The 26,667-nt window shown below is 60.9% G+C and carries 25 protein-coding genes; 12 read left to right on the top strand and 13 right to left on the bottom strand.

Going from position 1 to position 26,667, the window contains the following annotated elements; translation table 11 throughout:
• Positions 1 to 7 precede the first annotated feature (7 nt).
• The 3 genes from CHEJ32_RS0104105 to CHEJ32_RS0104095 are packed head-to-tail and all read right to left on the bottom strand — an operon-like array spanning position 8 to position 2,758.
• A complete protein-coding gene (locus CHEJ32_RS0104105) occupies positions 8 to 1,255 on the bottom strand; it encodes an ABC transporter substrate-binding protein (protein WP_028032721.1) in 1,248 nt (415 codons plus the stop codon).
• On the bottom strand, positions 1,248 to 2,237 hold the full coding sequence (locus CHEJ32_RS0104100) for a PQQ-dependent catabolism-associated beta-propeller protein (protein WP_034657829.1): 990 nt from the start codon (positions 2,235 to 2,237) through the stop codon (positions 1,248 to 1,250). The genes CHEJ32_RS0104105 and CHEJ32_RS0104100 overlap by 8 nt, the downstream gene beginning before the upstream one ends.
• Positions 2,238 to 2,269: 32 nt before the next feature.
• The gene (locus CHEJ32_RS0104095) at positions 2,270 to 2,758 is read right to left on the bottom strand and encodes a hypothetical protein (RefSeq protein WP_245260954.1); all 489 of its coding nucleotides are present in this window, start codon (positions 2,756 to 2,758) and stop codon (positions 2,270 to 2,272) included.
• An 83-nt stretch (positions 2,759 to 2,841) separates the two neighbouring features.
• On the opposite strand from CHEJ32_RS0104095, the gene CHEJ32_RS0104090 reads away from it, so the two are divergent.
• Together CHEJ32_RS0104090 and CHEJ32_RS0104085 are read left to right on the top strand one after the other, a co-directional pair.
• On the top strand, positions 2,842 to 3,600 hold the full coding sequence (locus tag CHEJ32_RS0104090) for an ABC transporter ATP-binding protein (protein WP_051469437.1): 759 nt from the start codon (positions 2,842 to 2,844) through the stop codon (positions 3,598 to 3,600).
• 196 nt (positions 3,601 to 3,796) lie between these two features.
• Positions 3,797 to 5,578, top strand: a complete 1,782-nt coding sequence (locus tag CHEJ32_RS0104085) for an SLC13 family permease (RefSeq protein ID WP_028032717.1) — start codon at positions 3,797 to 3,799, stop codon at positions 5,576 to 5,578.
• Here the strand turns inward: CHEJ32_RS0104085 and CHEJ32_RS27980 are convergent.
• Entirely contained in the window at positions 5,571 to 5,879 is a 309-nt protein-coding gene (locus tag CHEJ32_RS27980) for a helix-turn-helix domain-containing protein (RefSeq protein WP_371179770.1), read from the bottom strand. The two genes, CHEJ32_RS0104085 and CHEJ32_RS27980, sit on opposite strands and share 8 nt — an antisense overlap.
• Positions 5,821 to 6,624 carry a DJ-1/PfpI family protein gene (locus tag CHEJ32_RS23850; protein ID WP_371179769.1) on the bottom strand — a complete coding sequence of 268 codons (804 nt, stop codon included), beginning with the start codon at positions 6,622 to 6,624 and terminating at the stop codon, positions 5,821 to 5,823. The genes CHEJ32_RS27980 and CHEJ32_RS23850 overlap by 59 nt, the downstream gene beginning before the upstream one ends.
• A gap of 156 nt (positions 6,625 to 6,780) precedes the next feature.
• Between CHEJ32_RS23850 and CHEJ32_RS0104075 the strand changes: the two genes are divergently transcribed.
• Both CHEJ32_RS0104075 and CHEJ32_RS23845 read left to right on the top strand, forming a co-directional pair.
• Positions 6,781 to 7,425: a glutathione S-transferase family protein gene (locus CHEJ32_RS0104075; protein ID WP_028032716.1), complete on the top strand. Its 645-nt coding sequence runs from the start codon at positions 6,781 to 6,783 to the stop codon at positions 7,423 to 7,425.
• Positions 7,422 to 8,030 (top strand): GNAT family N-acetyltransferase, encoded by a 609-nt coding sequence (locus CHEJ32_RS23845; protein ID WP_156936596.1) that lies wholly within the window; start codon positions 7,422 to 7,424, stop codon positions 8,028 to 8,030. Before CHEJ32_RS0104075 ends, CHEJ32_RS23845 begins: the two co-directional genes overlap by 4 nt.
• 118 nt (positions 8,031 to 8,148) lie before the next feature.
• On the opposite strand, the gene CHEJ32_RS26105 is transcribed toward CHEJ32_RS23845, so the two are convergent.
• The 3 genes from CHEJ32_RS26105 to CHEJ32_RS0104055 form a co-directional block, all read right to left on the bottom strand.
• A complete protein-coding gene (locus CHEJ32_RS26105; protein ID WP_051469432.1) occupies positions 8,149 to 12,546 on the bottom strand; it encodes an autotransporter domain-containing protein in 4,398 nt (1,465 codons plus the stop codon).
• A gap of 365 nt (positions 12,547 to 12,911) precedes the next feature.
• Complete coding sequence (locus tag CHEJ32_RS23840) at positions 12,912 to 13,361, bottom strand: hypothetical protein (protein WP_051469430.1); 450 nt, start codon at positions 13,359 to 13,361, stop codon at positions 12,912 to 12,914.
• A gap of 89 nt (positions 13,362 to 13,450) precedes the next feature.
• Positions 13,451 to 13,798, bottom strand: coding sequence for a hypothetical protein (locus tag CHEJ32_RS0104055; protein WP_028032714.1), 348 nt, complete (start codon positions 13,796 to 13,798; stop codon positions 13,451 to 13,453).
• A 191-nt stretch (positions 13,799 to 13,989) separates the two neighbouring features.
• Here CHEJ32_RS0104055 and CHEJ32_RS0104050 point away from each other — a divergent pair, with 191 nt between their 5' ends.
• The 5 genes from CHEJ32_RS0104050 to CHEJ32_RS0104030 all read left to right on the top strand — a co-directional run bounded on the left by CHEJ32_RS0104050 (position 13,990) and on the right by CHEJ32_RS0104030 (position 18,502).
• Positions 13,990 to 14,517, top strand: coding sequence for a molybdopterin-dependent oxidoreductase (locus CHEJ32_RS0104050; protein ID WP_156936595.1), 528 nt, complete (start codon positions 13,990 to 13,992; stop codon positions 14,515 to 14,517).
• Positions 14,518 to 14,652: 135 nt separating this feature from the next.
• Positions 14,653 to 16,299: a HAMP domain-containing sensor histidine kinase gene (locus CHEJ32_RS26100; RefSeq protein ID WP_051469428.1), complete on the top strand. Its 1,647-nt coding sequence runs from the start codon at positions 14,653 to 14,655 to the stop codon at positions 16,297 to 16,299.
• Positions 16,296 to 17,366: a response regulator gene (locus tag CHEJ32_RS0104040; protein WP_028032712.1), complete on the top strand. Its 1,071-nt coding sequence runs from the start codon at positions 16,296 to 16,298 to the stop codon at positions 17,364 to 17,366. Before CHEJ32_RS26100 ends, CHEJ32_RS0104040 begins: the two co-directional genes overlap by 4 nt.
• Before the next feature lie 152 nt (positions 17,367 to 17,518).
• Positions 17,519 to 17,866 (top strand): hypothetical protein, encoded by a 348-nt coding sequence (locus CHEJ32_RS0104035; protein ID WP_028032711.1) that lies wholly within the window; start codon positions 17,519 to 17,521, stop codon positions 17,864 to 17,866.
• Between the two features lie 168 nt (positions 17,867 to 18,034).
• Entirely contained in the window at positions 18,035 to 18,502 is a 468-nt protein-coding gene (locus tag CHEJ32_RS0104030; RefSeq protein WP_028032710.1) for a pyridoxamine 5'-phosphate oxidase family protein, read from the top strand.
• 68 nt (positions 18,503 to 18,570) lie between these two features.
• On the opposite strand, the gene CHEJ32_RS0104025 is transcribed toward CHEJ32_RS0104030, so the two are convergent.
• Complete coding sequence (locus CHEJ32_RS0104025) at positions 18,571 to 20,043, bottom strand: FAD-dependent monooxygenase (RefSeq protein ID WP_028032709.1); 1,473 nt, start codon at positions 20,041 to 20,043, stop codon at positions 18,571 to 18,573.
• A gap of 152 nt (positions 20,044 to 20,195) precedes the next feature.
• Positions 20,196 to 21,347, bottom strand: coding sequence for a DJ-1/PfpI family protein (locus tag CHEJ32_RS0104020; RefSeq protein WP_028032708.1), 1,152 nt, complete (start codon positions 21,345 to 21,347; stop codon positions 20,196 to 20,198).
• A gap of 124 nt (positions 21,348 to 21,471) precedes the next feature.
• Here CHEJ32_RS0104020 and CHEJ32_RS0104015 point away from each other — a divergent pair, with 124 nt between their 5' ends.
• Positions 21,472 to 22,443 carry a GlxA family transcriptional regulator gene (locus CHEJ32_RS0104015; RefSeq protein ID WP_028032707.1) on the top strand — a complete coding sequence of 324 codons (972 nt, stop codon included), beginning with the start codon at positions 21,472 to 21,474 and terminating at the stop codon, positions 22,441 to 22,443.
• On the opposite strand, the gene CHEJ32_RS0104010 is transcribed toward CHEJ32_RS0104015, so the two are convergent.
• A complete protein-coding gene (locus CHEJ32_RS0104010) occupies positions 22,440 to 23,009 on the bottom strand; it encodes a dihydrofolate reductase family protein (protein ID WP_028032706.1) in 570 nt (189 codons plus the stop codon). The two genes, CHEJ32_RS0104015 and CHEJ32_RS0104010, sit on opposite strands and share 4 nt — an antisense overlap.
• Before the next feature lie 212 nt (positions 23,010 to 23,221).
• On the bottom strand, positions 23,222 to 23,644 hold the full coding sequence (locus tag CHEJ32_RS0104005) for a VOC family protein (protein WP_028032705.1): 423 nt from the start codon (positions 23,642 to 23,644) through the stop codon (positions 23,222 to 23,224).
• A 158-nt stretch (positions 23,645 to 23,802) separates the two neighbouring features.
• On the opposite strand from CHEJ32_RS0104005, the gene CHEJ32_RS0104000 reads away from it, so the two are divergent.
• Positions 23,803 to 24,570 (top strand): AraC family transcriptional regulator, encoded by a 768-nt coding sequence (locus CHEJ32_RS0104000; protein ID WP_028032704.1) that lies wholly within the window; start codon positions 23,803 to 23,805, stop codon positions 24,568 to 24,570.
• Positions 24,571 to 24,696: 126 nt separating this feature from the next.
• Here CHEJ32_RS0104000 and CHEJ32_RS0103995 read toward each other — a convergent pair whose 3' ends face one another.
• Complete coding sequence (locus CHEJ32_RS0103995) at positions 24,697 to 25,146, bottom strand: GatB/YqeY domain-containing protein (protein ID WP_028032703.1); 450 nt, start codon at positions 25,144 to 25,146, stop codon at positions 24,697 to 24,699.
• 289 nt (positions 25,147 to 25,435) lie between these two features.
• On the opposite strand from CHEJ32_RS0103995, the gene carA reads away from it, so the two are divergent.
• On the top strand, positions 25,436 to 26,635 hold the full coding sequence (carA, locus tag CHEJ32_RS0103990; RefSeq protein WP_028032702.1) for a glutamine-hydrolyzing carbamoyl-phosphate synthase small subunit: 1,200 nt from the start codon (positions 25,436 to 25,438) through the stop codon (positions 26,633 to 26,635).
• Positions 26,636 to 26,667: the final 32 nt, after the last annotated feature.

The following is a 26,667-nucleotide window of genomic DNA, read 5'->3' as shown; positions in this document are numbered from 1 at the left end:
GGTTCAGCTAGAATTGACAAGCAGTCTCCGGGGCATCCATTCCAAGCGTGTCGAGTTCATTGGTCTGGTGCAGGAAACCTTCCAGCGGCGCTCTTTCGATCACAGCATTTCCCGTACTCAGCAAAATGGGCTGCCGAATCTGATGATCCCAGCTGCGCACGCTGAGCGGGTTTCCTTTGAACCCATCCAGATTTAGCCGCTCGCCGAGAAGATAATCTTTGACGGGCTGGAATTCGGTCGACTTGCTACGCAGGACGGACTGGACCACGGCCTTGATCGCCGTCCATGCCGCCCAATCCTCGCCGCCCATACGCCGTCCGGCAGCCTTTTCGAAGCGGCTGTTGAGCTGCGGTGCACCATGGCGCTCCCAACTCCAGTGCCATGCCGATGGAACCAGGCCGGCCGCCCCAACCACCGGGCGGGGGAACTGAGTTGCATAAGGGACGTAGCGGGCAAACTCGCCATCCGTGTCGGCGACCAGGACGACGTCGTAATCCGCATCGGCGGTAACGAGCGCCACATTGCTCTGCTCGCGTCGGCGCGGATCATTCGTGAGCTCGAATGGGCGGACCTCAACGATCCGGGCGCCGAACTTTTGCGCCGCGCGCTGGACAGCGGCCGTCAGTTGGGCATCCCCATCCAAGGGCCCCTGCAGCACAAGGATGTTGCGCCAGTTCCGGAAGGTCAGATACTGGACCAACGCATCCGCCATCATGGCGTAGCTAGGGATAACGTGGACCAGATTCTCCCGGCAGCTTTCGCCGCGCAATGCGTCCTCAGGCGCGGCGAGATTGAAGATCACGACATCCCTGTCGCGCAGTGCATCCGAGAGCTGCAGAAGCTCGGCAGCCGGCAGATCGGCCAGAACAAACCCAGTGCCCTGATCGGACCAGCTCTGCACGGCCGAAACCAGCTCTTCGATATTCGCACCGGTCTTGCGCTCGACACCAAAGTCGACGCCGATCACCTTTCCGATCTGCGCTGCGTCGGCAATCCCCACGCTTGTCGCGTCGAAAGGTCGTCCGAGCGGCCTCACCGGGACCTGTGCATAGGCATAGTCCTCGTTATACCGAGGATCTTCGGCAAGCTCCACATAGCCCATCAGCACCTTTTTCGCATGGGCTGCGGGTTCCTGCTGCGCGCCGGGCTGTGGAGCCGTCGGCGGTGCAGCCTCCTGGGCAAAGGAAGGCTGCGCGCACGCAAGAGCAAGCGAACCCGCGAGAACAGCGTGGAAGAATGCCAGCTTTCTAATCATCGATGCGCACCGTATGCGGTACACGCCCCACCTGCACCGACTGCAGCACCTTCATCGAGGCAACGTCGATGATGGAGACATCGTCGCTCAAGCCATTCGTCACGAACATGGTGCTCTCATCCGGGCTCAGCGCTACGCCCCAGGCCCGGCTGCCGACCAGGACATATTCCTTGATCTCCTTGGAAGCGGCATCCACGCTGGCGATGTGGTTCGCGCGCCCCAGCGTGACATAGACGGTCGATCCGTCCTTGCTGATCTCCATGCCCACGGGGGTGACATCCACGGGGCGGAAGCCGGGCGGAAGGAACTGAAGGGTATGCGACACCTCGTTCGTGGCCCTGTCGATGATCGAGACCTCGCCCGACAATTCGTCGGAAACCCAGAGTTCCTTTCCGTCCGGAGTGAGAACGAAACGGCGTGGGCGTGTGCCCACGATGATGTTGTCCGTCAGCGTGTGCGTTTCGGCATCGATCACGTGCACCATGTCGGAGACCTCCGACGTCACGTAGACGGTTTTGCCATCCTCGCTGACCACGACGCCCTCGGGCTCGGCTCCCGTGGCGACTTCATCCACGATGACTTTCTGCGCCACGTCGATGATCTGCAGACTCGAATTCTCTTCATTGGAGACGTAGATGAGGCTGTCGTCGGGGCTGAAGTAGAACACTTCGGGGCTCGGGCCCGTCGGGATATGATCCACCACTTCCAATGTCGCCACATCAATGACGTCGATCACGTCGTCATCGCCGCAGGCCACGTATAGCAGGCTGTTGTCATTGTTGAACCGCATGTCGCGCGGGCGTCGCGACGTCTCGATCCATTTGACGATGCTGTAGTCCTTGGGATTGAGGACGGCGATATTGTGGGTCTTCTCGTTGCTGACGAAAATAAGCCCGGTGCCCGCGGAAAAGGCCGGGGCGGGCAAGCCCACCGCGGCCAGGAGAAGAGCTACGCAGCCCAATCGGCGAAGTTTGGAAGTCAAGATCTCACCCCCTGGAAACAGCGGTGCTGCGATTAGCGGACGATGAATTTCCCGAGCATTCCGCGCTCTTCGAAACCAGAGGCGTAAAACTCGAAATCGCCGGGAACGATTGGAACGAACCAGACATCTGCGGTGCCTTCGTCATCGAACTCAACACCATAGATACCGCCGCCGACCGGTTTGACTTCGATATCGTTGATGACAACCTGGTTGACCCAGGAATTCCGGAACAATTCCGGCGCTTGAACCAGAAATTCTTCGCCGCCCTGGCTCTGGATCTGCCAACGGTAATATTTACCCGTTTCGAGCGTGTATTCCTTTACGGAAAACGAAAGATCGGCGCCCAGCACCAGCGGCTCGAGCCGCTCCGGCTTGGAAGCCAAATTCCCCTCGGCATTGCCGTTCGCCACCGTGCCCAGAAGAGCGGCGGCACACACGAACAATGCAGTTGAAACTTTCATGTCAAAAACCCTCCACTTTATCAACGACGAAATCATTGCTGAAATAACAACGCCGTGCAAGTCTTCCGGCTGTGGATTGAACGGTGGCTAAGTTTTACTTTTAGACCGGCTTACCGGTATCGCTGGCGAAACGCGGGGGTAACGTGCGGAAACCCGAAGAAAGAAGGGCCGTTCTGGCGGTGGAAGGCCTGCGGAAATCCTACGGCTCCACCCTGGCGCTCGACGGCGTGACGATCGAGGTTCGCGAGGGCGAGTTCGTTGCCCTCCTGGGACCGAACGGGGCGGGAAAGTCCACTCTCCTCCAGCTTCTCACCGGGCTTTTCGCTCCGGACGAAGGCACGATTCGCATCCTGAGCCAGGACATCCGCTCGCATCTGACGGGGGCGCTCGCGCAACTTGGTGTCGTCTTTCAACAGCCCACGCTAGATCTGGAGCTGACCGTCGAGGCCAATCTACGATATCACGCCGATCTCCATGGCCTCCCCCGCAGCCAGGCACGCAGGCGAATCGAGGAACTCCTGGAACGATTCGATCTTATTGACCGCCGTCGCGACCGCGCACGAACCTTAAGCGGCGGGAACCGCAGGCGTGTCGAGCTCGCTCGCTCTCTCCTGCACGAGCCGAGGCTGCTCCTGATGGACGAGGCGACGGTCGGGCTCGACCCAGCAAGCAGGAAGGACATCCTGAACCGCATCCTGCAGATGAAGACAGGCGGTGAGCTCGGCGTCCTGTGGACGACCCACCTGGTGGACGAGGTGGAGGAAGCCGATCGTGTTGTCGTGCTTCACCGCGGCCGCGTTCTCTTCCAGGGTCCTCCCGCCGAACTCAGAAGAGAAGGTGAAGCCGATACGATCAGCGAAGCCTTCCTCAAGCTTACCGGCGCCCGGGCCATCGCGATATAGGCTGGCATCTTGCTTCCCGGTCATTCATGACAAGTGGGAGAGGCCGCATATGCCTGGAATCCTCGAGGCCTAGCGCGGTTCCCGAAAGAAAATTTGATCCCCTGGACGGCCGCGCTTTTTTCCAAAACGGAATTTGCCGCTGCCGCAACGAAATTCCACATGCTACGTTTCTCATGGCCCATCAACGAAGCGCCTGATGCTCACGCTACCCCAGATCCTTTCCTTTACTGTGATCGCTCTGGCCATGGCGGCCTTCGTCTGGGGCCGCTTCCGCTACGATCTCGTCGGTGCGCTTGCGCTTCTCGCCGCTGTGGCCGTGGGGATCGTGCCCCTCAACCGCGCCTTTAGCGGGTTCAGCGACGACATCGTCATCACGGTTGGGAGCGCCCTTCTCGTGAGCGCGGCCGTTGCACGCAGCGGCATTCTGGAGCTCACCATCCACCGCTACGCGCCGCGCGTCAGCACGGTCCGCGCGCAGATCGCGATTCTGGTTCTCACCGTCGCTTTCATGTCCGCCTTCGTGAAGAATATCGGAGCGCTTGCCATCATGATTCCGGTGGCGTTCCAATTCGCCCGCCGCTCCAACACCACCGCTTCCACCTTTCTGATGCCGATGGCCTTTGCCTCCCTGCTTGGCGGCCTGATGACCCAGATCGGCACGTCGCCCAACATCCTCGTCTCACGGCTGCGGGGTGAGCTTACGGGCACCCCCTTCACGATGTTCGACTTCACGCCGGTGGGCCTCGCCCTCACGCTGGCGGGCGCCGTCTTCCTGATCCTCTTCTATTGGATCCTGCCACATCGGGAACGCAAGGACGTGTCGGTGCAGGAGGCGATCGTCATCAAGAACTACGTGGCGGAAGCACGCGTCGGTAAGGATTCGACGGTGGTAGGCAAGACGCTCGCCGACCTCCTCAAGATATCGGCCGGCGATCTCGCCATCACCAGCGTGCTGCGCGCCGACGGACTGCGCATCGCTCCCCTTCCCGACGCCGTGCTTAAGGAGGGGGATATCGTGCTCGTGGAAGGCGAGCATGAGGCCATAGACCGGCTTATCGCCCAAGCGAAGCTGAAACTCTCCGGCAACAGGGATGTGGCGGATGGCGGCGAGCCGGGATTCGAGGTCGCCGCAATCGAGGCGGTGGTGGGAGAGAATTCGAGCCTTATCGGCTGGTCGGCCCAGGCCCTTCTGCTCTATGACCGCTTCAATGTGAACCTGCTCGCCGTCAGCCGCCAGGGCGAGCGGCTCAACCAGCGCGTCGGCACGATAACGCTCCGTCTGGGCGATGTGGTCGTGCTGCAGGGCAATCAGAAATCCCTGCCGGAATTCCTGCGTGACTTCGGCCTGCTGCCGTTGGCGGAGCGGCCCCTGCTTTTGGGCAGCGCACGGCGCGGCATGGTTCCGATCCTCATCCTGATGGCCGCCATGGGCGCGACGGCTGTCGGTGCGGTTCCGGTCGCCCATGCCTTCTTTGCAGCCGCGGTCGCGATGGTGCTCTTCCGGGTCATTCCGCTGCGCAATGTCTACAGCGCCATCGACGGCCCGATTCTCGTCATGCTGGCAACCTTGATCCCGGTCAGCGATTCACTGCGCGCCACGGGTGCGACGGATGTCATAGCCGCGGCCCTCGCCGATCTCGGCTCCCATCTTCCCAGCTATGGTGCGCTCGCTCTCATCCTCGTTGCCGCGATGGCGGTAACGCCCTTCCTCAACAACGCCGCAACGGTTCTGGTCATGGCGCCGATCGCGGCTGGTTTTGCGACGACGCTCGGCTACAGGCCCGAAGCGTTCCTGATGGCGGTTGCGATCGGGGCTGGCTGCGACTTCCTCACTCCCATCGGTCATCAGTGCAACACGCTGGTCATGGGTCCGGGCGGATACCGCTTCTCGGATTATCCCCGCCTAGGCCTTCCCCTGTCGCTGATCGTCATCCTCGTAGCCGTGCCGGCGCTCATGCTGGTATGGCCGCTCAAATAGAAGATCCGCCGGAGATGGTGCGGCTATGCGAGCCAAATTCGGAGCCGCATGGACTGCCTCCCGGGGCTCTGCCCCTAAACGCCTTCCTGTAGGCGAGTGGCGTGGTTCCCACCACACGCTGGAAATGATGGCGCATCGTATCGGCAGCTCCCAACCCCGCTTCGAATGCGATCTGATCGATGGACATGGAGGTTGTCTCGAGCATGTCCTTCGCCAGCCTCACCCGCTCTCGTAGAAGCCATTCATAAGGCGCGTGCCCGGTGGCAGCCTTGAAGCTCCGGAACAAGGTTCTGGGGCTCATCGCCGCGATGCCCGCCAGCTCCTTGATCGTGTAGTCCGCCGCCCGGATCGCGGCGCAGGCGGTCGATAAGCCGGGCAAAGGCGCTATCCTCGGTGCGTGGTACCGCCTGGTCGAAGAACTGCGCCTGCCCGCCGTCCCGATGCGGCGGCACAACCAGCATGCGTGCCACCTTATTGCTAGCGACGGCGCCGAAATCGCGGCGTATCAGGTGCAGGAGCATGTCGATGCCCGCAGCAGAACCCGCCGAGGTGACGATGTCACCTTCATCGACGTAAAGCACGTCGGGCTCGACCCGGATTTTCGGATGCATCTCCGCCAGAGCGGCAGCGAACTTCCAATGAGTGGTGGCGCGACGGTTATCGAGCAGGCCCGCCGCAGCGAGAACAAAAGCCCCGGTGCAGATGGATGCGATGCGGGCACCGCCGACATGAGCAGCACGAACTGCGTCCACGATTTCCGACGGGACAGGCCCCATGCGCCAACCCGGCACAACAACGATGTCGGCATCGGCCATCTTGTCGAGTCCCAAAGCAGAGGTCAGTGCCAGGCCACCTTCGACATCCAGAGGAAGTCGCTCCGCGCAAAGCTCGGTTCGGTACCAGCGCGGCCCGATCTCTTGCCTGCGGTCGCGAAGGATATCGAAGGCAAGGGCATATTCGAACAGGTTGAGACCGCGATAGGCCAGGATGACGACCCGAGGGCGGTCCAGTCGATGTTGCCCGATCTCGCCGTTAACCACCGGCATCCTCCCATCTCACCTTGAGCCGTATCTTGCGACGGCGCCCAGCGTCAGAGCGCTGTTCTACATTGGCAATTTTTGCCGCAACAACGGCCATAACGCCAGCGGCAGCTTAGAAGCATGCGGCTAAATTCGATTATGGAGAGAGCCCACGACAAAGCCATGATCCTGTACTTCGCAGACCTTCTCTATCCGCGGAAAGCGTGCGCTGCCGCTTCCTATCTCGGCGCCCCCGTGACGTTGCGGCCCATCGACGTGGAACAGGATGAGCACAAATCCCCAGCCTTTCTCGCACTCAATCCGAACGGTCTCCTGCCCACACTTGTCGACGGGCCAATGATCATCTGGGAGTCGAATGCAATCCTCTGCCACCTCGGCCGGAAGATGCGGTCCGATTTCTGGCCCACGGACGAGCGTCAGGTCGACGTGATCCGCTGGCTATCTTGGGATGCTGCCGGTTTCGGACGATATGCAGGCGAGCTTTACTTCCAACTTCACGTGCTCAAAAGATTCAACCTCGGGCCGGCAGATGATGCGGCCGTCACCCACGCCCGCGAGGCGTTCACGGCATGCGCGGAAATCCTTGACCGGCATCTTGCCGAGCATGAATGGATCGTCGGAACCAGTCCTACCGCTGCAGATTTCGCGCTCGGCGCGCCATTGCCCTATGCCGACGAAATCGGGCTGCCGCTCGCGGCATTTCCGTCCATGCGCAGATGGCACGAGCAGATGAACGCACTTCCAGGCTGGGCGTCGCCATTCGACATGCCGCGACACACCAGAACGTCTAAAAGAGAACCGAGTTGAACCCGAGGAACGCCTTGTCGGGATTGGACAGCCTGCTTGTTGTTCGTACGCTCGATCAAGGCACGATCGGCGATCTCGGCCGCCTTTTCGACAGCAGTTCTGCAACCCGGGGCTGCTGGTGCATGTGGTTCATCATTCCGGTCAAGGACTTTCATGCAGGCCACGGCGAGCAGAACGGGCGGCTGTTTGCCGCTCTGGTCGAACGCGAGCGTGTACCGATGGGTCTTCTGGCCTATGCTGGCTCCGAGCCTGTCGGATGGATCGCCGCAGGTCCGCGGTCGAGATATGTCCGCGCGGTGAAAACCCCGACATTGCGCGACGGCGATCCTCTGGAGAACGACTCCGTCTGGCTCGTCAGCTGCTTCTTTGTTCGCCAGGAGTTTAGACGGCGCGGCATTACCGGGATTCTGCTCGATGAAGCCGTCACCCTGGCAGGCCGTCATGGCGCACTCGCCGTAGAAGGGTTCCCGACCAAAGGAAACAGGATTGGCGCGGCCGACAGTCAGGTCGGCACCGAATACATGTTTGCCAAGCGCGGCTTCAGGCCGGTTCGAGAACCTTCGACCAACCGGGTCATCATGCGATTGGAACTCCAGGCCCGCTGATTCCTAACTGGCGCTTTTCAAGAGCCGTGAGACCGGCCAGAAGGGCCAGCCCGTGCAGGGCCCGACGGCGGCGAAGAAATCTGGCGCCGCCATCGATGCTTTGCTGATTGAAAAGCTCTCAGAACCGCATGTTGAAGTTGGCTTTTACGGTCTGATCCTGAACGTCAGAGGCGAACTGACCATTATAGGAGAAGCCGAGCGTCGCACTCTGCGAAATCGCGAAATCCATGCCGGCTTCGATGAGCGCTATGTCCTCGCCGATCGGTACGCCGGCAACGGCAAAGCCCTGGCCGCCGACAAAAGCATGCGCCGCGGTCGGAACCGTATCGCCGAATGCGTGCCGCCAGCCGACCATTCCCCGAGCCGTCGCCTCGATCGTGCCGAAGGCGAAGCCATGGGAAGCGCGCAGGCCCAGGGTGGTGAACGTCGTGTCGACGGTCTGGCTACCGCCGGTCAAAGCGGCCCCGCCGCCGGTCTCTGTGAAACCGTCCGCTTTCAAGCTGACATGCGCCAGGTCGGCAAATGGTTCGAACACCGTTTTAGGCGCGACGTCCAAGCGATAGCCAACCTCACCGAAGGCCTGGAAGGTGCCCGCATGGTAGGATCCTTCCAGCTTTTCCGAAAATCCCGGGAAGGAGACGGAGCGAGAGGTATCGATGTCGTGCCAGGAATAGGCCACCCCTGAACGGAACCCAACTTTCCCCCATTTCCTGCCGCCGTAAAGGCCCAGATGATAATTGTCGCTCGACCCGGACGAGGATCTTTCTCCAAGGGAGAAGCTCGAGTGGCTGTATCCCGCGACGAGACCGAGCCTCCAATCTGCAACATAGGCATCACCGCCCACGAGCAAGCCACCCGCGTCACGGGAGAAGCTTGCCGCATTGCCATTGCCTTCCCAATGGCCCCAGGACCCGAACGCCTGCGCCCACATCGCGAAAGTGTCCGTGTTGGCAGCAGAGAGCCTTGCGCTCCCGTCATCGAACTCCATCACAGGGGGAACAGCGAGGGTGGTATCGCCGAAGGCCGCCCGGATGCGGTTCATGACGGCATCGCGAATGAAGCGGCTGTCTTCCAGCATTGCTGTCTTCACCGAGGCATGGACTTCGCCCGACAGCCGATCGAATGCGTCTCGTGCCTGTTCGCCCGACAGGTTCAGAACCGCATCGTGGACGGCGTTGCCCGCGCCCAGGCTCTCGATAGCAGCGCCTGCCGCCTTCTGGTTGCGGGTATTGCCGACATTAACGAAGCCGACCTCGTTGCGCGTCATCGTCAGATAGACATTGTTGGCGTCATAGCTCAGGCTTGGATCAAGGAAGGCGAGGTTCGAGGTGACGCCACCGGTGTAGGCGCCGAAAACGCCACCATCCGCGGCCAGGATCGTGTACTGGCTGGCGGCGGCATAATTGCCGGTGCCCGCCAACACATGAACGGCTCCCCCTTCCAGGGTCGCGGTGCCCGAAACGTCGATCAGATCCGACGTGCCGTCCGCATCGGCATCGACCTCGTAGAGGGACCCCGAAGCCTGGGTGAAATCACCCGCGACGGTCAATGTGCCGGCACCGGTGCCGGGGGCCACTGTCGCGCCGGAGGCAATATAGGTCGTACCTACCGTCCCTGCGCCGGCAAGCACCGTCCCATCCTGCATGGAAAGGAACCCGCCAAGCCTTCCGTCCACAACCAAGCTGCCGCCCGTCACGGTGGTCTCTCCTGCAAACGCGGAGCTGTCCCCCGTCAGACGAAGACGATTGCCAACACCAATGGCAACTTGAAAATCGCCCGAACCGGCAATCATGCCGTGGTAAATGTCGCTGGCATTCTGGTCGAACCGCATGAATGCGTCTTCGGCAATCTCGAGATTGCCGCCCAACAGGTCTGCCCTCGATACCAGCCCGCCTTCCTCGATCGCCCAGTCGAGGGCGCTGCGGCTGTCAAGGATGAGTGTTCCTTCACCTCTTTTGCCCATCGTTCCCCGGCCCGAAATGGTGCCGGAGAATACCGCATCCTGCTCCTGATCAAATATGACGTGACCGTTATTGGCGATGTTGTTCCTGATGCTGCCGGTATCGCCGACGAGTGTGCCAGACCGGACAATGGTGTCCCCGCGATAGCTGTTCTGGCCGGTTAACACCAACGTGCCCAGATCATCCTTGACCAGCGCTCCGTCACCCCGGAGTTCGGAAGCGATGGTGGCCGTGTAATCCGTACCGGCCTGCGATCCATCGCCGACGCGGATCAGTGTTTCCTGCTCTGCCAGCGTAATCGCATCCCCCTCGACACGGTAGCCGTCGATGGCGAACTGCATTCCGGTTATCGATATATCGCCATCGTCATCGCTGACTGTGATCGTTCCCGGCTCCCCTTGGAACACGGCGAAGCGCCCGCCCCAGCTGTCGTTGACCTCGCCATTGGTGCGGGTCCAGTTCGTGGTGCCGGTCCTCCAGATACCGTACCCGCCGGAAATCACACCGTCTGCGGTGGTACCGGATCCATCCCAGAACTGCGTGTTGGGGCGCGGATCGGGGCCCGGACCCGGATCGCCATCCACCACAATGTTGACCTGCTTGTCGATCGCGGTCTGAATTTCGATGTCACCGATATCAAACTCGCTGTCATCGGGCAGGCCGACCACTTCCAACCCGTTGTCGGTCAGACTGCCGCCGTAGTTGAACAGACGATAGACGCCCCTCCCAAAGGCGGTGCCGACATCGTCGTCAATGGCCAGGCGGCCGTCCAGCACGAGATCACCCTGGATTTCGAAGAAGGCCTGTGTTCCCGGTTCGTCTACGAGAATTTCGATATCGGAATTTTCATTGAGCGTCAGGCTGGCCATAGTGAGCGTACGATCATACTGGCCATAGAGCCGTCCGCCGTCGGCGATTTCCACATGACCGTCTATGTAGCCGGAGCCGGTGACCGTTCCGCCAAAGGCGGCTTCAACATTGTTGTTAAACCGGCCGTCAAACGAGAGAGCCCCCTCGCGAACGATCGCCTGCGGCCCGATATAATCATTATGACCGGAGAGGCTTATCGTGCCACGTCCCATCTTGGTGATGGCCAATCCTCGATTGCCCTCGAGTATGCCGCTTAACGTGGCGAAGTCATTGTTCTCGAGGATCACGTGGGAACCAAACAGCATCACGTTTGAGAGATTGACGCCGTTTGTCAGCTCGAGCACATTGCGGCCTTCAGAGGGTTGGATGAATTCCACCGCTCCCGTGCCGAACGCCTGGGATGCCCCGGCCACGACCCTCCCACCTCGAATATGGGTCTTGCCTGAATAGGTGTTTTCGCGGAGCAGTTCGAGCGTGCCCGTGCCTTCCTTGCGGAGTTGAACGGTAGCCGCGTCGCCGGATATCACGCCGCTGATGATCGAGTCGCCATTATACCCACCCACTATGAGGGTGGCGTCGCCAATAACGATACTGCCATTGCCCGTGATCCGGTCGATCGCCTCGGTCTGCGCGACCTGCAATGTCCCGAACGTCCCTACGGATATATGCGAATCGTCGGCAATCGCCTCGCCACTGGCGAGAACGAGCGTGCCGAATTGAACGTCAGTGCCACCGGTATGATGGTCTTTGCCCGCAAGGACGAGCGTGCCATTGCCATATTTTATGAGTTGGCCGGCACCGGAGATCACTCCGCTCAGGATTGCCGAACGGCCGTCTGCGATGTCGAGAAGCGCTCCAGCCGTCCCCGAAATGATGAGGTCGTTCTCGACGGCCGCCGCCTCGTTGCGAAGGAGAAAGGACAATCCCGAGGCGGAGGGACCGTTTGAGTTGAACGCGATTGCTCCACTTCCAAGCGCCCTTGCATCGAGCATCCGGACGGTGCCATACGCGATCTCGGTCCCGCCGGAGAAGCTGTTTGCTCCGTCCACTGTGAGTGTACCTGAGCCCGTCTTTCTTAGCCTGATGCTGCCCGCGCCGTCATTCAGACCTTGCTGTATGGATCCCGTGGTGAGAGACAGAACTGCAACTGTATCGACAGTGCTGTTTGTCAGGGACTGGTTTGTCGTGGCCACGAGATTGTGGATGTGCTGATCGGCACCGGCGAGATCCAGAGTGCCGCCTGAAATGACGATATTGGTATTCTCTCTGGCGAAGAACTCTCTGCCGACGGCGTTGCCGAACCGTAACGTGCCAGCTCGCAGCTGCAGTTGACCTAAAGTGATGACGGTCCCCGGTGCAGGCACAGGGCTCGAGATACTCTCCGGCGCGAACACGATCGTGCCATTGTCCAGTGCCCGGTCGCCTACGAAAAGAGACGCAGCTTCCTGGAAGGTGAGATTTCCGACATAAGTGGCAACGGTGTCTTCCGCAGTCGATACCGTTGCCGTGCCGCGATACGGCGCGACAATATCATTATTGTAGGTTCCGGTCTCCGCGTAACGAACGTTTTGCGCCTGTGCCGTCGTCAGCGGCAGAAGAACGCCGACGAGCGCTGTTGCGCAGAGGAGCCGGCTCTTGCGGGATAATGAAACGGAACGCGTGGTGGTGCGATCAACTGCGACCATGTTGCTACTCTCTGGATGTGATTGGTCAGGTTGCGCGGATCTATGGTGACGCGCCGGCAATTTGGCAGGCCTAAAAGGGTGCCTTGGCGCCTTCGAAGGTAATTAAGCTTTGGTCCGCTTTGCGGGGTGGTTCAGATGCTTCGGGGCTGATCGGCGGTCGCGCCATTCGCTGAAAGTCTCCGTTCACATTTCTGAACGGCCTATCAGGCCCCTATCTGCCCTGCCCCATGTGAACGAAGGGGAAGATGCAAAAAGCATAACTTCGCAATAATCCGCCGATACCGAAACCAATACGGCGGGAGTTCATCGCCCCCGCCGTTCCCAGTTCCGGTCATGCTTGTTGCCCAAACTTGTCAGGCTGCATCCTAGTTTTCGAGGGCGATCTTCCTCAAACGTTGGGCATAAGGACTGACCACATCCTGGTACGGCGCGCCGCGTTCGCGGATAGCGTCGAGTTTGCCGATGTCCGCGCGCAATGCATCCGCCGCCTCTTGCTTCTGTTCCGGCGTCATGTTCGTGATTTCACCGATCCTGTTCACGAACTCTTCCATCATCTCTTCCAGTTCCGATCGTGGAATGGACGCAATGAAGCCCGTCATCGTCTGGTCGAAGGCTTCCTTCCAGGCGCGCCGGGTAAAGCCAGCGGCAGGAATCCGCTTCGAACTTTCGTCGTCGATCAGGAACCACTCGTCGGCGGCTTCCTCGTCGTAGAAGACCGTGTCGCCGGTTTCGGATGAAAGTTCTTCCAAAATGGTCACGACAGCCTGGACCTCGCTGCTGTCCAGGCCCGCAGCTCCTACGGTTGCAAATCCCATAAACGCCGTAGAGATCATCGCAATGGCGAGCGATCGGCATAGGCCTCGGCTAAGCCGATTGCATCCTGCCTTCAATCTATACTTCTCGATCAGTAGCATTCCTTCATAACCCTCGCGCGCGCATTTGCGGATTGGCTCGTCGCCACCATGTTGCCTGCCGTCGAAGCGACCTGGCTGGCGACCATACCGCCACGCCCGCCGAGCCCTCCGAAACTGCCGACCATGCCAAGTGCGCCTCCCAGCATGGCCGCGTTCTGCTGGGCTTGAATGGCTTCCGAGCAGCCGTCCTTCTTTGTCGCGGCCGTTCTTTGCTGACTGGCGCGAGCGGCTGGTTTTCCCTCGCTGAAGGCCAAACCTGTCGATTCCCCCGCCGTCTGGGCACAGCCGGCAAGAGCAAGGGCGAGGGAAACCAGGCCCACGATTGAGATGCGTTCCATGTTTTTCCTATGATCTCGCGAAATAAATCCCGCAGCCCCTCCCGGAGCCCGAAGATTTTCGCTGTTGAAGTGAAGTGCAGGGTCGGGAACTAGATGAAAAATCGGCTGGACGCCCCCTCTACCCATAGGGGGAATGCAGAATCATGGGCTGATATTGTGGCTGCAGCTGAAGACCAGCCGAAAGAATCTTGATGAATCCCACTCGATCTAAGGGGCTCCGGGTGCCGATGCTCGGCCTTGTGGCGATAATGCTCTCGCTTTCAGGCATTGCTATCGCTGGGGAACTTCGGAAGCCGAGCGGCCCCGTTCTGCTGACCGTCACCGGCAAGATCGCAAGGGCGAATGGCGATGGTGCAGCGCTCTTCGATGAGGAGATGCTGTCGGCGCTGCCTCAGCATCGGATCGTGACGCGAACGCCCTGGACGGATGGCATCAAGCTCTTCGAAGGCATTCGGCTGAAAGCTCTCCTGGATGAGGTCGCCGTCAAGGGCAGCGTCCTTCGCGCCGAAGGGATCAATGGGTATCGAATCGATATCCCCGTCTCCGATGCTGACAACTTCGGTGTGCTCATCGCGCTGCGGATGGACGGGGAGCGGTTGCTGCGGCGAGACAAGGGACCGCTTTGGATTGTGTATCCGCGAGACAGTGTTCCTGCCGTGAGAGATGAGCGATATGATTCGAGATGGGTTTGGCAGCTCGACAAAATCGAGGTTCGATGAGCATCGCGGCAAAGAGGCGTACCGGAGCAGCGATCACCGCGGCAGTAATCGCGGCCTGCGCTATGCTGCTCGGCCTCGCCCTCCATCGGCTGGTGGAAAGCCGAAAAGAACCTTTCCAACTCCCTCGGCGAAAACATGCTGTGGCTCGTATCCCAGGTTCATTATGAGGATCACCGCCTTGCATTGGCCGCGGAAGCTTGGAACCGCGGTGAGCGGACGGATGAAGACGCGGAGCACCTCCAACTCCGTCTCGATCTGGCATTCAGCCGTCTTGCCCTCCTCTCCGAAGGCTCCTTGGGAAAGGTGATCGCGCAGCATCTGGGGAGCGCGCCGCTGGAGGCGGCTTTCGATCGCCTCACCGCCTTCGAAGCAGCCTTGGCTAGCGCGACGGCGTCACGCTCCCCGCTCCCGCACCCCGTTCTAGACGATCTGCTCGACGACGCTGCCATGTTCAGGGCAGTGGCCAACGACATCATGATCGCGGAGCGTACCAGCCAAGCCGCTCAGCGGGACAAATACAGGGCTGTTCTGCTCGAGGCGATCTTCGCCGTTCTGCTCATTCTGGGTTTCGGGACCTTCATCGTCATGCGCCTGGTGGCGAGCCTGCGCGCCGCTGCCCGCGCCGAGGCCGAACTCAGGCGCGACCGCGATTTTTCCCGCCTCCTCGTTGAATCGAGCGGGGACGGCGTGATTGCCATCGACACCGAATTTTGCTGCACGCACTGGAATTTGGCGCTTGGCAGAATGTTTCCCGCGCCCATCGACGACGGGCGAGTCGTCGGCCGCTTGCTGCAGGATGCGTACCGGCTGCCCGAAGATCACCTCATCATGGACATGATGCGGAAGACGCTGGCAGGGGAAAGCCTTCATATGCCCCCGCATGCCATCCCCGGCAGCGCCCTCTATGTGGAGAAATTCACCTATCCTATCCTTTCGGACGAGGAGGTGATCGGAGCGATAATGATCTTCAGGGACGTCACCGACGCGCATCTGGCCCAGCTCGAACTCGTCAAACATCGCGATCAGCTCGAAAGCATCGTCGCCGAGCGAACGAGGGATCTGGAGGAGTCGCTGAAGCGGGAAACCGCGCTTCGGGAGCTCTACAAGGGTTTCGTCTCGATGGTCTCCCATCAGTTCCGGACACCCCTGTCGATCGTCGATGCCAGCGCGCAGCGGATGATCCGGCGCGGCAGAGAGATGGACGAAAACGAGATCCGGGAACGTGCAGGAAAGATCCGGTCGGCTGTGATGCGGCTTACGCGTCTCGTCTCCAGCACCTTGAACGCCGCAAAGGTCGATGCCGGGCAGATCGATGTCGAGGTGAAGCGGTGCGACCTCGCAAGGCTCATAGTCGATGCCTGCGAACGTCAGAAGGAAACGGCGCCGGACAGGGAATTCAGACTGGATCTGGATCGGCTGCCATTTTCCGTTTCCTGTGATCCGCTCCTGATAGACCAGGTCGTCGCCAACCTGCTTTCCAATGCCGTCAAATACTCACAGCCACCACATCCGATCGAAGTCACCGCCAATGTCGATCATCTATGGATCCACATAAGCGTGTGCGACCGGGGAATTGGCATACCCGAGGACGAACGGCCGAAACTGTTCGAGCGATTCTTTCGGGCCACGACCGCCGTCGGTGTCGAGGGCACGGGCATTGGGCTGCATGTCGCCCGCACTATTGCCCGGATGCATGGGGGCGATGTTGAAGCTTTCCCGCGTGAAGGAGGCGGCTCCTCCTTTGTTCTCAAAATCCCCATAGACGAAGCGATCGCAGCATGATGTTGGATCAGCCTGACGGTTCCGCCCCCCCAAAGAGGACGATCCTTTGCATAGAGGATGAAGCTGCTCTTCGAGCCGATATCACCGAGGAGCTCGTTTCGGCAGGCTACCGGGTCGTCGAGGCGAACAACGGACGGGAAGCATTCGACAGCCTGGAAGCAGAGCGGCCAGACCTCATTCTGTGCGATATCACCATGCCCGAAATGGGCGGATACGAGCTGCTGGCGAAGGTGAGAGCAGAAAGACCCGATCTTGCCGAAGTGCCCTTCATCTTTCTTACGGCACTGGCCGATCGCAGCGAGGTGTTGAGCGGAAAGAACGCGGGCGCCGACGATTATTTGGTCAAACCAGTCGACTTCGATGACCTGCTGGCAACGATCGGGTCCCGGCTTCGCCTCGTGGACCGGGTTCGCCAGTCGCTCCTGACAAACCTCCAGTTCGAGCAGCAGCGGGTGATCGAACAGGCCGTCCGTGACGGTGAGGTTACGCTTGCCGCCCTGGCCGCCGCGTTGGACCGCCTCGCCATCGGCATTTTCCTGCTCGAGGAAACAGGCGAGGTCCGCATGGCCAATGAGGCCGGGCGAAAAATGGCCGAGCGGGCGGATGGCGTCTCGCTGACGCCCTCAGGTCTGCTCGCCCGCTCGACCTCCTCCTCGCAATCCATACGAACGGCACTTGCCGACGTCCTGCGAGATGTTGGAAGCACCCGAACGCTCGCTCTTGAAAGAGAAGAAGGGCACCCGCTCGTATTCCAGGTTTCCTCGCTCAATCTGCCCGGCAGCAACTCGCGACACGCAATCGCCCTGCTGGTCGATCCGGACACGCAAGCCGATATCTCTGCGGAGGTTCTGATCTCCCTGTTCGGTTGCACGTCGACTGAAGCGAAGCTTGCCGCCGCGTTGGTGGCCGGGAAGAGACTGGATGAGATCGGAGAAGAGTTCGGGGTCAAGCAAACGACGCTTACATTCCACCTCCAGAACCTGTTCCAGAAGACCCACACCCATCGCCAAGCTGATCTCATTGCGTTGTTGATACGGGCGACGCTTCCTCTCTCGCTCCAGAGTTAGATCGACGGCTACCGGCCCCTGTCTTCGGAGGGGTTCTGATTCAGGTGGACGTGATAGGCCTTGCCTCAAACGAGGCTGGGGCCATGGGAAACAAGCCGCATCGAAATAATCCTAGCAAGATCCGCGGTAGCGCACGCATGATTGCGTCCACAATGGCAATCGCTCTCGTCGCCGGCGGCTGTCAAAGCACCGCCGGTACCGAGTCGAGTTTCGACAATCCGGTATTCTCGGACGAAACGCGTGCTTTGGAAAAGCAACTCGAAACGGAAGCTGCTGCATTGGGGACTGCCCAAGCGGTGATGAGCATGCCTGCCGCTTGGGATCCCACCGGCGCCGCCAGCCTTGTAACGATTCCTGCCGGGCTGGCGGCACGCGAGGCTTGGCGCAGACAGGCAGATGCGAGAATGGAGGCGCAGCTCGAGAAGGACGAGCGGGAGTTCCTCCGCAGATACGGCATGAATCCTGACGGAACACCCTCGGGGCGGCGACCGGGATCGTAGTGCCCTACGGCACGGCCAATTACGGCGCGCTGGCGATGATGTCCCGCCGGGCGAAAGGCAATTGGACCGGAAAGGCAGATAATCGGGATCCTGAGCGCTGTCGATTGATTCATTGCCGATAGCTTGTATCACATGGAGGCCAAAAGAGTTTCGGAACTGGAGATTTGCATGCGGCTGAACGAGACGGTGCGAAGCGAAATGGAGAAGGCGGTTCTTTGCTGGCTGGCAACGGTTGGCGGGGATGGAGATCCGAACGTCTCGCCGAAGGAGATTTTCGCTCCCTTTGCAGAAGACGACCTGGTCATTGCCGACATCGCTTCGCCCATCAGCGTCAGAAACATCCGTCTGAACCCTAAGGTTTGTGTGAGCTTTATAGATGTCTTCCGCCAGTGTGGCTTCAAGCTTGCAGGCGAGGCCTCGGTAATAGGGCGCGACGGCGAAGATTTCGCAGATTTTGCTGCACCGCTCCGCAGCAAGGCCGGCACGGCATTCGAGATACGTCACGTCATTCACGTCCGGGTAGAGCGGGTCTCGCGCATATGGGCCCCGAGCTACGCCGTCTTTCCCAATCGAAGCGAGCAGGAGCGGCTGGAAGAAGCCTATCGCACCTATGGAGTGCAACCCCGGTCTGCATAGAAGAGCCGCGCCGGTATCCGCAGCAATGCTCGAAACAGGCTTCCCATGAGCACCATGCCGAGGCTTTGCTACGGGGCAGAAGGCGGCCCGAACCAGATGGTTAGCGCGTCGACGAGTCCCGCTTGGGTTTGATCGGCCGCCCAAGCCACATATCCATCCGGCCGGATCAGCACGGCAGTGGGCGCGGCGACAAGGCCAAAGACCGGGAGTTCCCACGCACCGTCGTGTCGCGCATCCACCAGGCGCACGCGGTTCGCCCATGAGCCGAGATCGATGCTACCGGGTTCTGCGAGGTTCAGCAGCAGCGGCCGGCAATCATGTAGGAAATCGTAGACCCGCACCGGTCCGCTGCTGTGGGTCAGGTCGAGATCGGGCATTCGCCGCCCGACGAGCGGATGTCCCTCATTCTGGCCGTAGCAAATGTCGAGACCCGACATCATCGACGTATACCACCTGCGCGGCTGGTCCATCTCCATCACCCCGGCCATCATCTTGCGCAGGGCATTCGTCCGGGCGTCACCGCGACTGAGCGCAGTGATCGCCAGCGTGTGCTGGAGTACGCGCGCAGCAACAGGATGCCGCTCCTCCTGATAAGTGTCGAGGAGATCGTCGGGCGAAATGCGCTTGACCACCTGCGCCAGTTTCCACCCGAGGTTCACCGCATCCTGAATGCCGATATTGAGTCCCTGTCCACCGGCTGGGGAATGGACATGCGCCGCGTCGCCGGCCAGCAGCACGCGCCTTTCCCGATAGGCAGCGGCCTGCCGCGCCGCGTCGGTGAACCGGGAGAGCCAGGTGACGTTGCACACGCCATAGTCCGTGCCGTAGGAGGCTGCGAGCGCACCGCGAAGCTCGTCCAGCGTCGGCTTACCTCCATGCACGAGATGCTGCTCGGTCACCACCCCACGGACGCGTTTGCCATCCTCCAGCCTCCCCAGCGCGTATATGCCCCTCTCGCCGTGGCGGATCCCCCAATCCGGCTCCTCGGCCATATCGGCTTCGAAGATGAGATAGCTGATGTCGGCATCCCATCCTGGGAAGTCTATACCAGCCCTCTTGCGGATCGTGCTGCGCCCGCCATCGCATCCCACGAGGTAGCCTGCCCGGAGCGACCCGCCATCGTTCAGCGCCACATCCAAGCCGGTGTTGTCTTGCGTGAAACCGGTCACCTCGCGACCCCGATAGAACGTGACCGGCAGTTCGCCGACCCAGCCCGCCAGAATGCTCTCGAACTGCTCTTGCCACAGCGCGAGCCAGTAGTCGTGCCGGGTCGGAAGGTCGCTGGTGTCGAGAACGGTTCCCGCGAAGAGTGCGACCTGGTGCTTCTTTCCCCGTTCAATGAATCGTTCGGCAATGCCGCGCTGGTCGAGCAATTCGATCGTTCGAGGATGCAACCCACCTGCGCGCGAGCCCTCCAGGTCCTGATTCAGACGTCGCTCGACGACAGCGACATCGACACCCGCCAGCGCAAGTTCACCGGCCAGCATCAATCCGGTCGGACCACCACCGACGACGACGATCGCGTGTTCGGGATTGTGCATTCGCGACTCCTGAGCATCGGGTCCGGGCAGCGTTTTTACCGGGCACAGCAGTTATGAAGCAATCCCCTGCAAATGGCTCGGAATCCGTGCTTTATCTCGCGCTCCAGGAGAATGACCGCCCGGCCTGTCGGGACAGTCCTTCAGATCAAGGTTTATCGAATCGTATCCGGTCGCGGATATTCGAGCTGCATCACGACGACATTGGTGGTGGCTTTGCCATAGCGTTCGGCGATAGCCTGCAGCGTCTGATCCAGTGCGCTTGCTGGCGGCAGGTCCGCGAAGGTCGAGACCCTGCCATTCTCGGGCCAGTCTTCCCTTGGCTGATCCGGAAGAACGCGAACGCCGTTGGCCGTCATCACCACAGAGGTTGAGGGCGCGAATGTCAGGGCGCGCGACCGATAGGTCCGCGACCACGCATCGGCCACGAATGCCAGCGATACCTCGTCAATGCCTGGTTCAAGGCGGACGCCGAGCTCTTCGCGGTTCCAAAAGGCCATCCTGTTGGCAAGCACGGTGATTGCAAACTGGCGCGTCAGCTTGAAGGCGTCGCTCGCATGCCGGGCATCCCACGCTGGAACGCCAAGTTCGCGCGCGACCTCTTCCGCCTTTGCCCGCCCGCCGATCGCCTCTATCAGCGTCAGCATCATGGGCATGGAAGCCGTGATCCCGGTGGTTGTCGCCACGCTTCCATCCGAGACTATCCGGCGATCGGCGACATATTCGGCGGTGGGGCTACGGTCGAGCAATTCGCCGAGGTAGTACCAGTGTGTCGTTGCGCGCTTCCGCTCGAGAAGACCTGCCGCACCGACCACCTTTGCACCGGCACAGATCCCGATGATCTTCGCCCCCTTGTCCGCCTGGCTCTGCAGCCAGGCAAGCGCTGCCGGGTCGTCATCGCGGCTCATGGCAGGCACAATGACGTAGTCAGCACCGTCGGGATGCGCAGCGTCGAATTCCGCGATGGTCGCATCCGGCTCTACAGTCAGCGCGGGAAATAGCTGCACTGGTCCCGGGCCCGTGGCGAGCATCACCACATCTGCCACATCCGCGCGCCGCAAGATGCCGGTCGGCACGAGATAATCGGTGGTTTCCGTAGCGTCGTTGATCCCGATCACCGCAACGAGCGGCCGCTCGCGCTTGGTTGGCCTGAGCGAAGCAAGCAGGGCATCCATCTCGGCCTTGGGCACGGAAGGCGCATTTGCCGCTGCCGTCGCAGAAGGCAGGCTGAATATCCAACCGCCGAAGCCCGCCAGGGCGAAGAGAACAAGGGCGGCACCACTCCAGATCAAGATGGACTTGGGCATGACGGACTTGCTCCGACAACAGAAGAATTCTCCGGCGACTGTCGCTCGATATCTTCTCACCGGGAGCCAACACTACAATTCAGGCGCAATGGCAGAAATGACAAAAACGGGTTAATTTCTGCCAATGCATCAGATCGTCTTCATCGTCTATCCGGGTTTCGAGCTGCTGGACGTTTCCGGGCCGACATCGGTTTTCAGCGGTGCCAATCGCGCCCTGCACCAGCGCGGGAAGCCGGCCTTCTACAAGATTGGACTGGCATCCGCCGAAGGAGGGACGGTCGAGAGCAGCAGCGGCGTTGCTGTGGAAACAGCTGCGGCCACGGCTTTTCAACCGCGGGAAGTCGGGACCATGCTGGTCGCCGGGGCAGAACGTGAGCCGCTCCTTCGGGCCGTGGCGGACCCTGTTCTGCGGGCAGCGATCCCAGGCCTCGCCGAGGAGGCGGAGCGCTTCGGGTCGGTCTGCACCGGCAGCTTCTTGCTGGCCGCGCTCGGGCTTCTCGACGGCCAGAAGATCGCGACCCACTGGGATTCCTGCAAACCTCTTGCTGCAGCCTTTCCGCACGTTACCGTGGATGCGGATGCGCTTTACGTGGCCGACGGCCGATTGTGGACTTCGGCCGGCGTGACGACCGGGATCGATATGGCGTTGGCGATGGTCGCGCATGATCTCGACGCGGCCATCGCCGGCGAAGTCGCGAAACGGCTGGTCCTCTACGCTCGCCGTCCTGGTTACCAGTCCCAGTTCAGCCCGGTTCTGCAGGCACAGGTGAAGGGCGACAGCCCATTCGCCGACTTGATCGGTTGGATCCAATCCAATCTTAATGCTCCGCTGGGTGTGGCATCGCTGGCAGCCCGCGCCGGCATGACCGAACGCACCTTCCATCGCAAATTCGCTGCCGCTACCGGCGAAACGCCGGCCCGCTTTGTCGAGATCGCCCGGCTTGATACCGCGCGAATGCTTCTTTCACGCGGGCTGCCGCTGAAGTCGGTCGCGGCACAAGTGGGCCTTTTCCCGCCCGCGCGCCTTGCCGACGCCTTCGAGCGTCGTTTCGGCGTTGCGCCAAGGCTTTATCGCGAAATGCACGCCGGGCTTTAGGCTTCGCTCGAGGCCCGGTACTGCGGTTCATAATACAAGATGACGGCACCGATTTTTAATGGCGTAGTTTTCGTGAGCTTCATGTCCAATGTGCCGTCGAACGGCTTGAACAACGGGTTTCCCTTCCCCAGCACCACGGGCGCGATGCAAAGGCGGTATTCGTCGACTAGTCCGTGCCGCAGCAGGGCGGCCACAAGGGCGGCGCTGCCGAACACGTAAATATCCTTGCCCGCCTGCCGCTTGAGCTCTTCCACTGTATCCGGCAGTTCGCCTTGCAGGAGGCGACTGTTGTTCCAGTCCGTTTCCTCCAACGTCCTGGATACCACCACCTTCTCAACGCCATTCATGAAGTCGGCGATCGGCCCTGTTTCGCCGTGCCAATGGGCGGCCATGCCCTCGTAAGTCACGCGGCCGAACAGCAGCGTGCCAACCTCCTCCCCCTGGGTCAGGCTGTAGGCGTGGAGCTCGTCGCCCCAGGCCCTGGTGTGGAAGTCGAGGTCCCACTTCTCGGCACCTTCGAACGAACCGTCGAGAGTCATCAAGTTCCAGACGACAAGCCTCCTCATTCTGTCCTCCCGGGAATTGCTCGTTAACGAAGGGTCAAACGCACCATTGCTTGAGCACGCCCGCTCTGCAAATCATGTGTCCCGCCTCGCGGCCAAAGCTGGACCATACCGACGTCCATCTGTGCCGCAATGACAGAAAGCAGGGGATATCTGCCAAAGGAGCATCCCTGCGGCATATCAAGCCGCAGGGGCATAAAGGCGATCCCGATGTTTCAGTCCTTCGGCAGGAATGCCGGGTTGTACACCACCTCCCAAAGATGGTCGTCGGGGTCCTGGAAATACCCGGAATAACCACCCCAGAAGGTTTTCTGGGCAGGCTTGATCAGGCGTGCACCAGCCGCAATGGCCTGGCCCATCACTTCATCGACCTCGGCCTCGCTGCCGACATTGTGACCGAGAGTGAATTCCGTCGGGCTTCGCCCGGCTGTTTCGATTCCGGCGTCGTGAGCGATGTCCGCGCGCGGAAACAGCGCCAGCTTAGCACCGCCTTGCAGGTCGAAGAACACCACCGCGCCGTGCTCGAATTCTTGTCCGACAATGCCCTCCGTCGGAAGTCCCAAGCCGTCTCGATAGAACTTCAGCGACGCTTCAAGATCGTCGACGCCGATTGTAATGACGCTTATCCTGGGTTTCATAATTTCTCTCCTGCCTTCCATTCGACTATGGGGACGTGGCGGATCACCGCCGTGCGCCTCCGCATTGCGCCGATTTGTAGCCGACCGCGGCACGGGGATTCTTGAACGTTTCGGCCAAAATGCGCACGATAGCGCCTCGACCTTGCGAAGGAGCCGGAATGAAGCCAGTGCCTGCAGGCGCAACAGGACGTTTTCAGGAGCGGGCGGTCGCTGCCGATCTGCAAGGCAGTTTTGCTGCGATCTGGATCCACCAGTTGCCGACGGAAAAGGCGCCGCCGGTCATCGTGGCTCCGGACGGGACGATCGATCTTCAGTGGATCGATGGCGTCCTGAGGGTCGCAGGTCCTGACAAAGACCCGAAGACGGAGATCCTACCGGCAGGCGCGACGGTAATAGGCTTCCGCTTCCGGCCCGCCGCCGCGGCGCAATGGTTGGGGATTCCTGCGAGCGAACTCATTGGTCAAAGGCTGGAATTGGAGGACCTATGGGGCTCGAAGGCCCACCGCCTCATCAGCAAGATCAACTCACGGCAGAAGGGCGGCGTCATAGAAGCGCTGGAGGCAGCCTTGGCCGATCACATGCCCGAAAACCCAGCCGACGCAGTGATGAGCGCAGCTTATGCCTTGGTCGAAATGGGCGCGCCGTCCGGAGCTCCGCTTGTTCCATGGCTCGCTCGCTCCCTGGCCATGAGCGAGCGCACGCTGCGGAGGCGTTTTGACGAGAGCTTCGGCTATGGCCCGAAGACGCTCGATCGCATCTTGCGCTATCAACGCTTCCTGAGACTTTCGCGGGCGTCTCGGTTACCGGTCGCAGTCATTGCTGCCGAGGCGGGATATGCCGACCAGGCGCACCTCGCACGAGAACGCAAGCGACTTACCGGGCTCGTTTCAAGCGACAGCACCATGCCAGAACCTGGCGAAAGCTAGTCCCGGAAGAGGAGTCGCCGGCCAACGGGCCGCCGATCGGGCGGAATGGTTCGCAGTCCCAACGGGCCACATACCCATCAGATTTGTGATGGCGTTCGGGCGCAACCTCGACCAGTGGGCAGGCTGCTATTGCAGCATGTCCTTTACGATCCCGCTCGCTCTTCCGATATCCATCTGGCCGGGAAACTTCTTCTGCAACTCGTTCATGCAGCGGCGCATGTCGCGCAGGCCACCTGCCCCCATCTCCTGTACCACTTGGGCGCAAGCTCTCTTCATGTCTTCTTCGCCAAGGGGCTTGGGCAGGAACTCGGATATGATACCGATCTCCTGGCGCTCCTGCTCCGCGAGTTCGAGACGGTTGCTTTCCTCGAAGCTTCTCGCGGACTCCTTCCGCTGCTTCAACATGCGGTCGAGAATCTCGATGATCTCCGCGTCGCTTACCGGGTCCTTTCCGGCCGTGCGGTTTGCAATGTCCCGGTCCTTGATCGCGGTCAGAATCAGGCGGAGCGTTGAGATTCGCCGCTTGTCGTCTTGTTTGGTTGCGTCTTTCAGCGCCCGAGCGATTTCCTCGCGCATGGCATTCATCTCCCGTCGCGTCCGCGACCATAGCGCCGACCTACCCTAGAGGCAAACCCTTTCTGGCCGGCTAAGTGACTGGTATTTTTGCGATAAATAATCACCTGAGTTTGCCGGGATCGAAATTGACCAAATCCTGGCAGTTCTCTATTGTCCGTCGCCTGCATGAACATTAAATGTGGCGCGCGGGCGAAAGTTGCGGCATAGCCGTGGCTGCCGGCGTGTCGCGCGCCATATGGCCCGCGACGGGCCTTTTTGCAAGCCCTGCAGAAACGACAAGGAGAACGACATGGCATCAACCGCGCCCTGGAGCGAACCCAGGCCGACGGCGCTTCTGGTCCTGGCCGACGGAACGGTAATCGAGGGCCGCGGCATCGGTGCCACCGGCGTGGCGGTGGGAGAAGTTTGCTTCAACACGGCACTGACGGGCTATCAGGAAATCCTGACCGATCCGTCCTATGCAGGCCAGATCGTCACCTTTACCTTCCCCCATATCGGCAATGTCGGGGCCAATGGCGAGGACATCGAGGACCTCAATCCCGCCGCCCGTTCCGGCGCGGTCGGAGCCATCTTCAAGGCGGACATCACCGATCCTTCCAATTACCGCGCAAGCGAACATCTCGACCAGTGGCTGAAGCGGCGCGGCATCGTGGCGCTTGCCGGCGTCGATACGCGTGCCCTCACCGCCCTTCTGCGCGAGAAGGGTGCGGCCAATGCCGTTCTTGCCCACGCGCCGGATGGACGCTTTGACGTAGAGGCGCTCAAAAGCCAGGCCCGCGAGTGGGGCGGACTTCTAGGCCTTGATCTCGCCAAAGCCGTAACATCGGGCCAATCATCCGTCTGGACGGAGACACCCTGGGTCTGGAACGAAGGCTACGACGAGACCAGCGAGACCCCCTATCATGTCGTCGCGGTCGATTTCGGCGTGAAGCGCAACATCCTGCGCATGATGTCGAGCCTCGGAGCCAAGGTCACCGTCGTACCTGCCACCACCTCCGCCGAGGACATCCTGGCCATGCGCCCGGATGGCGTGTTCCTGTCGAACGGGCCGGGCGATCCGGCGGCCACGGGCGAATATGCCGTGCCCATGATCCGCGAATTGCTCAAGACCGATATTCCCGTCTTCGGCATCTGCCTGGGTCACCAGATGCTGGCGCTGGCGCTCGGCGCCAAGACGATCAAGATGCATCAGGGGCACCATGGAGCCAACCATCCGGTCAAGGACTTCACCACCGGCAAGGTGGAGATCGTGTCGATGAATCACGGCTTCGCCGTCGACAGCGACAGCCTTCCGGAGGGCGTGGAGGAGACCCATGTCTCGCTGTTCGACGGCTCGAACTGCGGCATCAGCCTCGTCGGTCGGCCCGTCTTCTCGGTGCAGCACCATCCCGAAGCCTCGCCCGGGCCGCAGGACTCTCACTACCTCTTCCGCCGCTTCATGAATCTCGTACGCGAGAAGAAGGGCGAGCCCGCGCTGGCCGAGCGCTAAGAACAGTTCGCTGCTCCAGCGGTGATTTCAAG

The sequence above is a fragment of the Chelativorans sp. J32 genome, from assembly GCF_000518985.1.
Lineage (GTDB): Bacteria > Pseudomonadota > Alphaproteobacteria > Rhizobiales > Rhizobiaceae > Chelativorans.
The sequence above is the reverse complement of the archived record's forward strand: the minus strand, read 5'-3'. Positions and strand labels throughout refer to the sequence as shown.